The 7,731-nt window shown below is 61.4% G+C and carries 6 protein-coding genes; 2 read left to right on the forward strand and 4 right to left on the reverse strand.

Features of this window, described 5'->3' with window-relative positions; genetic code table 11:
* Window positions 1-36: 36 nt before the first annotated feature.
* From AC3WKX_RS22675 to AC3WKX_RS22685, 3 genes are all read right to left on the reverse strand, one after another.
* The gene (locus tag AC3WKX_RS22675; RefSeq protein WP_102606015.1) at window positions 37-1,662 is read right to left on the reverse strand and encodes an ABC transporter substrate-binding protein; all 1,626 of its coding nucleotides are present in this window, start codon (window positions 1,660-1,662) and stop codon (window positions 37-39) included.
* A 389-nt stretch (window positions 1,663-2,051) separates the two neighbouring features.
* Window positions 2,052-3,278 carry a M24 family metallopeptidase gene (locus tag AC3WKX_RS22680; RefSeq protein WP_003218567.1) on the reverse strand — a complete coding sequence of 409 codons (1,227 nt, stop codon included), beginning with the start codon at window positions 3,276-3,278 and terminating at the stop codon, window positions 2,052-2,054.
* A 50-nt stretch (window positions 3,279-3,328) separates the two neighbouring features.
* On the reverse strand, window positions 3,329-4,210 hold the full coding sequence (locus AC3WKX_RS22685) for a HalD/BesD family halogenase (protein ID WP_008432881.1): 882 nt from the start codon (window positions 4,208-4,210) through the stop codon (window positions 3,329-3,331).
* 114 nt (window positions 4,211-4,324) lie between these two features.
* Here AC3WKX_RS22685 and AC3WKX_RS22690 point away from each other — a divergent pair, with 114 nt between their 5' ends.
* Complete coding sequence (locus tag AC3WKX_RS22690; RefSeq protein ID WP_102606014.1) at window positions 4,325-5,239, forward strand: LysR family transcriptional regulator; 915 nt, start codon at window positions 4,325-4,327, stop codon at window positions 5,237-5,239.
* Here AC3WKX_RS22690 and AC3WKX_RS22695 read toward each other — a convergent pair.
* On the reverse strand, window positions 5,177-6,409 hold the full coding sequence (locus AC3WKX_RS22695; protein ID WP_102606013.1) for an MFS transporter: 1,233 nt from the start codon (window positions 6,407-6,409) through the stop codon (window positions 5,177-5,179). The genes AC3WKX_RS22690 and AC3WKX_RS22695 overlap by 63 nt on opposite strands.
* A 280-nt stretch (window positions 6,410-6,689) precedes the next feature.
* Between AC3WKX_RS22695 and AC3WKX_RS22700 the strand changes: the two genes are divergently transcribed.
* A complete protein-coding gene (locus AC3WKX_RS22700) occupies window positions 6,690-7,619 on the forward strand; it encodes a LysR substrate-binding domain-containing protein (protein ID WP_032899060.1) in 930 nt (309 codons plus the stop codon).
* Window positions 7,620-7,731 lie beyond the last annotated feature (112 nt).

The following is a 7,731-nucleotide window of genomic DNA, read 5'->3' on the forward strand; positions in this document are numbered from 1 at the left end:
GCCCGTGTGCGGGCAGGGAGGAGGGCGTGCGCTAAATCAAGCGCTCATCCACACACTGTCCATCGGGTAGAAGTCGGAAGGGTGCACCTGGAAGCCCTGGACCTTTTTGCTCACGGCGGTGAACTTGTCGCCCCAGAACGGCTGCACGATCACGCAGGCGTCCTGCAGGATGCGTTCGACATTTTCCATCGCCACGGCGCGCTGTTTCGGGTCGATGATGCCCATGGCCTTGTCCAGCGCGGCATCGAACGCCGGGTCGCTGTAATGGCTTTCGTTCCAGGCACCACCGCCACGGTAGGCCAGTTCCAGGGACATTACGCCCAGCGGGCGGTGGGCCCAGTAGGTCAGGCTGAAGGCGGCCTTGTCCCAGATCGGCCAGTACTGTGCAGCAGGGATCACTTTGAGGTTGATGCGGATCCCGGCTTCCAGGCAGTTCTGTTGCAGGATCTGCGCGCAGTCCTGTTCATAGCGGCCCTGGGTGTTGCCGACGATCAGGTCAATGTCGATGCCGTTGGGGAAGCCGGCTTCGGCCAGCAGCTTCTTGGCCGCCGCCACGTCGCGGTTGCGCTTGGGCAGCGGGAAATATTCGGGGTGGGAAGGCGCCACATGATGGTCTTCGCCGAGGGTGCCCATGCCGCGATAGGCGATCTTCAGCATCTGCGCGTTATCGGCGCACAGCACCACCGCCTTGCGGATGCGCAGGTCGGTGAACGGCTTCTGGTCGCAGGCCATGCGCATCACCACGGTTTGCGCCGACTTGCAGGTCAGCAACTGGGCCCCGGGCAAGCGCTTGGCCAGGTCCAGTTCAGCCACCGTCACGCGGTACAGCACGTCGACTTGCCCGGCTTGCAGGGCGGCGAGGTGGGTGGACACGTCGGTGCCCATGTCGATGTAGCGCAACTCGTCAAGGTTGGCTGGTTTGCCCCAGTAATCGGCGCGCTTGGCGAAGGTCGCCTGCTTGTTCACGGCGAACGACGTCAGCTTGAACGGCCCGGTGCCCAGCGGGTTTTTCGCCCAGTCGTCACCGGCCTTGAAGCTGCGGTGCACGATGGCGCAGGTGAAGGCGTTGAGCATCTCCGGGATCGCCAGGATCGGCCGCTTGAGCACCAGGCGGAACTGGAACTCGCTGACTTTTTCGAAGGCCTTGATGTCCTGGAACGCGGTGCGGTTCACCGACTTGGAATCGGCGGCGATCCAGCGTTCGATATTGTGCTGCACGTCGTCGACGTTGAAGGTGTCGCCGTTGCTCCACTTCACGTTCTGGCGCAGGTTGAAGGTCCAGGTAGCGAGGTCTTCCGACGGGCTCCAGCTCTCGGCGAGGTAAGGGTGGGTGATGTTGTCGGCGTCGACCCAGGTCAGGTATTCCACCGAGTTGCGCAGCAGGTTCGAGGCTTCGATCCAGGTGATCAGCATCGGGTCCTGGATTTCCTGGATCGCGCAGGCAAACCGCAGGCTGCCGCCCTGGCGTGGCTCGGCGGCCTGGGCGTCATTGCCCAGCAGTGCGGAACCGAGAAAGGTGCTGGCACTGGCGACGGTGATGCCCAGCAGCGCGGCCGTGCGCAGGAATTGGCGGCGGTTGATTTCGCCGCTTTGCACTTGGGCACACAGATCATTTACGGCTGGATGCGGCGCGGCGCCGTCCAGGGTAGTCAATTCTTTCATAAGCCTCTCCGGTACTTGCGAATATGCGTTTTTTTGTTGAACCGCAAGGGTCAGTGGCAAGCGCCGCGAAGGCGTGACCGTGACCGCTGTGAAGCCGGCAGAAGAACAAGGCGCAACGAAGTCGGGAGGGTGGCAATGGGACAGGACATAGGGCAGCTCTCATGTTGTTTTTATTAGAGATGCCCGCAGTTTTGTCATTTGCGCAAAGATCGACAAACGACAAATTCTGCGTTGGAACGTTCTATAAACGCATGTTACATATCGCTCCCCACCGACCGATCGTTCCCACGCTCTGCGTGGGAATGCCGCCCCGGACGTTCCGCGTCCCCTCTGCGAAACGGTGACGCAGAGCGTCACGAGATGCATTCCCACGCAGAGCGTAGGAACGATCAGTACCTCAACAAGCGCGGGTCGAACGGGTAGTCGGAGAGCAACTCGATGCCGTGTTCGTGGATGTAGATCTGCTCTTCGAGCTTGACCCCTTCGCCGCCGTCGTCGTGGCCGATGTAGCTTTCAACGCAGATGGTCATGCCGGCTTCGAACACGCCGTCGTAGCCCAGGGCATCAATGTCTTCGCGATGCACCACGTAGGGGTATTCACCGGTCATGCCAACCCCGTGCACCAGGGCGAAGTAACGGTTGTTTTTGTAATGCTCGGGAATCTTCCAGGCCAGTTCCGCGTACTCCTTGAAACTGCGCCCGGCCTTGAGCATTTCCATGTTGGTCTGCACTTGCTCGTAGGCCAGTTTGTACAGCTCCTGCTGCTTGGCGGTGGCGGCTTGTTCACCGCACAGGAAGGTCCGCGAGAAGTCGGCGTAGTAGCCGAAACGCCCGACCACGTCAGTGTCCAGCGCTACCAGGTCGCCGGCTTCGATGGGCCGGGTGCTGCACTCCTGGAACCACGGGTTGGTGCGTGGGCCGGAGGACAGCAGGCGGGTCTCGACGTAATCACCGTCGGTGGCGATCACGTGCTGGTGCAGGTGCGACCACAGCTCGTTCTCGCTGATGCCGGGGGTGAGTTTGCTTTCCATCAGGCGCACCCCGGCTTCAGTGGCACGCAGGCTGGCGCGGATCATCTTGAGTTCGTTCGGCACCTTGATGCAGCGCGCACGTTCCAGCGGTTCCTGGGCATCAAATATCTGATAGCCGAGCTTTTGCAGTTCGAAGGCCGCAGCGGAGGTGGCGCTTTCAATGGCGATGCGTTTGCCGCCGCCGCATTTGCGCACCAGCTCATCGATTTCCGCGGCCCAGTCGGCGGTGACATTGCCCAGGAAACTTTCGCAGAAGTAATAGGAGATGGCTTTGGCCGGGCGGACTTCATCGACGGTGTTGAGGGTTTCGGCCAGGTGCAGGCAGCCGCCGAACTCGAACACCACCACCGGGCCTTCTGCCGGGATAAACGCATAGCGGGCCGGGTTGCGCGCCGAGTACACCTGCATGTTGCGTGAGCCGGTGGCGTAGCGCATGTGGGTAGGGTCGAACAGTACGCAGGCGGCGTAGTCGCGTTTTTTCAGTTCGTTGCGCACCCGTTGCAGGCGGTCCAGCTGGATCTGCTGGATCTCGTCATGGGTAGGTTCGCAGTCAGCGGGGTTGCGGTTGGGGCCGGACAGACTCATGGGGTGTTCCTCGCAGGGCAAATACGGTTTCAAGGTTTTTTAGGTATGAGTCAGTCGAGCAACTGGTCGCTGCGGACCAGGTTGCGTTCGGCTTGCAGATGGGCTTCGGACAGGCGTCCGTAAAGCTGCTTGGTGCGCTGGGCACGGCCAATGATTCCGGGCTTTTCGGAGTAGGCGAAGATCGCCGTATTGCGCTCGGTGGCGCCTTCCACGCGGGTCACCCGGTGCACCGAAAAACGCCCTTTGAATATCTGCAAATCGCCGGGATTCAGCTCCAGTTCTTGCACCCGCGAACGGTCCTCGCCACGCACCACCTTGCCGACGGCGCCGAGGTTCTCCTGGGTGCGCGAGCGAATCATCGGCGCGTACTCGAACAGGCCGCCGGCCTCGGGCTTCTGGGTCATCATGCTGACGATGAATTCGTTGGTATCGAAGTGCCAGGGCTGCTCGGTGCCGTCCGGCATCACGTTGATCACCAGCCCGGCGAACGGGTCGGCGTACTCGAAGATTTCCGGCTCATTCAGGCAGGCACCGATAAAGCGTTTCATCATCGGCGACACGTACAGCCGGTGGATGATCGCGTCCGGGGCGATCATGTCGCGGGTCACAAAGCCGCTGGTGCGCTCCATGAACGTGCGGCGCGGGTCATCGTGGGGCAGGGAGGTGTCGTCCTCGGTGAAGTAGGCGTTGACCTTGCGCACCGAATAAAACGTCTTGCCCGACAGCGCCAAACCTTCCAGGCGCGCCTGCTCAAGCGCTGCGGGGCGCAGGAAGTTCTTCAGCAGGCAGCAGCCGTCTTCGGCCAGCTCGGCCCGGGCGTGTTCGATCAGGGCCTGTAATTGAACATGGCCCGAATCATGTATGGGATACAGCTCGGTATTAATAATGTCGCTGATATCGCCCACTTCAGCGTCAGCAAGTTGAAGACTCATGCAAGACTCCCGGAACTATCAGTTGGTGTTTTTTGGCTGACCCGATAGTTGCTGAACGAGGTGCAAAGTGGAAATTACAAGTTGTGATCGAATCCATCGGCGAGGGCGATAGTTATGTCGGGCGAACTGGATGGCACCCTGCTTAAAGTGTTTGTGGCAATTATCGAGTGCCAGGGGTTTTCGGCGGCCGCCGAGCGCCTGCACAAGACCCAATCCACCGTCAGCCAGAGCCTGCAACGCCTGGAAGACATCGTCGGCACGCCACTGATCCGCCGTACCAGCCGCTCGGTGGGCCTGACCCCCGGTGGCGAAACCTTTTTGATCTACGCCCGGCAGATCCTCAAGCTGCACAGCGAGGCCGTCAGCGCCGCGCAATTGCCCAATCAACAGGTGTGTATCCACCTCGGCATGCCCGAGGACTACGCCGAGTACTGCCTGGGCGGGATGCTCAAGGACTTCCAGGCGCAGTTCTCCCAGGTACGGCCCGATGTGTGCTGCGAGATGTCGACGGCCCTGGTGGGGCGGCTGCAACGGGGCGAGCTGGACCTGGTGCTGGGGGTGGAACACGCAGGTTTGCAGAGCGGGGAATACCTGTGCGACGAGCCGTTGGTGTGGGTCGCGGCGCCCAGCTGGAGTTGCGTGGGGCGTCAGTCGGTGCCGTTGGCGGTGTACGCCGAAGGCTGCGCGTTCCGTGCGAACGCCGTGCAGGCGCTGGCCGAGTCCGGGCGCTCGTGGCAGGTGGTTTACACCAGCCAAAGCCCGCGCGGCATTGCGATTGCGATCGAGCAGGGCTTGTCGGTGGGCGTGATGGCGCGGCGCCTGGTGCCACCCGACTGGCAGATTCTGGACGAGCGCCAGGGCTTCCCGCCGATTGCCCCGGCGCGCCTGATGTTCTGGCGTTCAGCCGGTTGCCAGGTGCCGGAAGTGGATGCCCTGGTGGAGATTCTGCGTCGGCAACTGGGCCACTCAGGGCATCTGGGCGGCCAGCGCTTCGCGGGTGTGTCGCTGGGCCATGCGCTTGAGCAATAACAGGCTGGCCAACACCCAGGCCGCGATCCAGCCGTGCACCACCGCAAATTCGCCAGTGACTTGCAGCAGCCAGCCGCACAAGGCATTGCCGGTGGCACTCGCCAGGCCGTAGCTGACCATGCTCAGGCTCACCACTTGCAGGCTGTGCACCGGGCTGAGCCGGGCACCGACGTAGGCGGCCATCAAGCCCCAACACGGGAAATAGAACAGCGCGAACAGCCCGGCCGCCAGCCAGCTCAGTACCAGGCTCGGGTGCCCGAGCAAGCCGAGCATGCTCAGACCAAACGCGCCGATACTCAGGGCCATCACCCGCAACGCCCCCCAACGATCTGCCAGCGTGCCCAGCAGCAAGCCGCCGATCACACCGCCGATCCCGATCAGCGTCCACATCGAGCCGGTGACGGAAGCGCTGGCCTGTAGCTGTTCGCTGACGAACGCCGACAGGAAATTCAGAAACGGCCCGCTGATGGCGCCGATAAACGCGCTGAGCAAGACGATCTGCATTGCCACCGGTTGTGCCACGCACAACTTCAGCCATTGGCGCAGCACTTGGTTCAGCGCCGGCGCCATGGTCTCGCGTGGTGTCGGTTGCTTGATCGGGGCCAGTGCCCACAGGGTCAACAGCGTGACAACCAGCGTCAACCCGGCGCAGATCAGCCAGAACTGGCGCAACGACAACCCCTGCAACAGCGCGATCAACAGCCCGTTCAAGCACAGCGCAAAGGCTGAGCCCGAGGACGCCAGCCCGAGCACCCGGCTGCGATGTGTAGTCGGGATCACCTCTTGAGCGAGGGCCGAAATCGCGTTCCAGTTCGACACCGCGCAAGCCGACACCAGTGCCAGGCACAGGGCAAACGGCAGCACCCACGGCGTGGCGACGGCCAGGGCCAGCAGGGCGGGGCTGAGGACGATGGTCAGGCGCACCATATTGCGCGGGCTGATCCACGCCGCCGCCAGGCCGCTGGCAATCGAGGCGCCCATGTAGAACAGCTGCAACAGCGCGGCAATCAACGCGGCCTGGCTGTAACTGAGCTCAAAGGCCAGGCGGATCTGCGGCAACAGCGCCGAATACAGGAACACACTGAAACCGTGGGTGGTGGCGTTGCAGGCGGTAAACACCAATGCCAGCAAGCCAATACTTCGCCGGGATGAAACGGGTGCGTTGGACATGGCGATGACTCGATAAGTTAATCGCGAAAGAGAGGGGCGAAGTTATAGAAAATACATCGGCAGACTAGCGTTTATAGTCTGGCGACGACCAATGCTTAATTGTCTTAGTGTGCATGCGTTATACGCAGGCTATTTATTCGTGAGCGACGGTCTGTAGCGATAAACGACACTTTCAGCGGTTGCGACGTTTAATTGTTTGTCAGGCTGGGGTGCTACCGCTGACCCAATACAAAAAGGTATGTTGTGCAGGTTATTTCCCCTGTGCTCCCGAGTGTCGTCCATGAAACGCAAAATGCCCGGTCTCAACGCCCTCAAAGCTTTCGAAGTCGCCGGCAGTACCGGCAGTTTTACCCGGGCCGCCGAGCTGTTGAACGTCACGCAGAGTGCGGTCAGCCGCCAGGTGCGCCAGCTTGAAGAACAGTTGGGCGAGGCCCTGCTGGAGCGTCGTCACCATCACCTGGAATTGACCAGTGCCGGGCGGGTATTGCTGCGGGCGTTGCACCAGTCGTTCGACAAGATCGAGCTGACGGTGCGCAGTATCCAGCAGAAGTCCCATGCCAATCGGCTGCACATCAATGCGCCGCCGACGTTTACCAATCGTTGGTTGATGCCGCGGTTGGGGCGCTTGCGCGAGCAGCATCCGGAGTTGGAGCTGAGCATTACCACGCGGTTGCAGGACAGCCTGGCGGAGACCAGTACGCTGGATTGTGCGATTCGGTTTGGCGATGGGGAATGGGATGGTTTGGACAGTTCGCTGTTGATTCAGGAGCGGCATATCGCGGTGTGTGCGCCGTCGTTGTATGCCCGGGAGTGGAGTGACGGGATTGATCTGAATCGCATGACGCTGCTGCATGTGCTGGCGCGGGAGGATCAGCGGTATCTGACGTGGAAGCATTGGCTGGATGCGGCGCGGATCAGTGGGGTTGATATCGAGGGGGGGTATGAGTTTGACCTGCTGGATTTGGCGATTCGGGCGGCGATCGATGGGTTGGGGATTACCATTGCGGATTGGCATATGGTCGCTTCGGAGTTGGCCAGTGGGCAGTTGACGCAGGTGCTGAATGTGCATGTGGAGGGGCATCAGTCGTATTGGCTGGTGACCCGGCCGGAGCAGACGGATACGCCGCAGTTGCAGGTGTTTGCGCAGTGGCTGCAGGAGGAGATTTGGTTGGCTCAGCGGCAGTTGGAGCCTTCTTTGGCGGCTGTTTGATTCGGTGTACATATCCGTTATTTAGGTAACGGCGACTTATGGTTCCGCTCTTACAGCGGGTCACTTTTGGCAAACGCCCCAAAAGTAACCAAAAGGTCTTTGCCCCACCACT

Source organism: Pseudomonas sp. GP01-A4 (genome assembly GCF_058780865.1).

What these genes read in the sequence shown, in the direction of transcription:
- AC3WKX_RS22695 (WP_102606013.1), bottom strand. Translation starts at nt 6,409, where the DNA reads ATGTCCAACGCACCCGTTTCATCCCGGCGAAGTATTGGCTTGCTGGCA.
- AC3WKX_RS22700 (WP_032899060.1), top strand. Translation starts at nt 6,690, where the DNA reads ATGAAACGCAAAATGCCCGGTCTCAACGCCCTCAAAGCTTTCGAAGTC.
- AC3WKX_RS22690 (WP_102606014.1), top strand. Translation starts at nt 4,325, where the DNA reads ATGTCGGGCGAACTGGATGGCACCCTGCTTAAAGTGTTTGTGGCAATT.
- AC3WKX_RS22680 (WP_003218567.1), bottom strand. Translation starts at nt 3,278, where the DNA reads ATGAGTCTGTCCGGCCCCAACCGCAACCCCGCTGACTGCGAACCTACC.
- AC3WKX_RS22675 (WP_102606015.1), bottom strand. Translation starts at nt 1,662, where the DNA reads ATGAAAGAATTGACTACCCTGGACGGCGCCGCGCCGCATCCAGCCGTA.
- AC3WKX_RS22685 (WP_008432881.1), bottom strand. Translation starts at nt 4,210, where the DNA reads ATGAGTCTTCAACTTGCTGACGCTGAAGTGGGCGATATCAGCGACATT.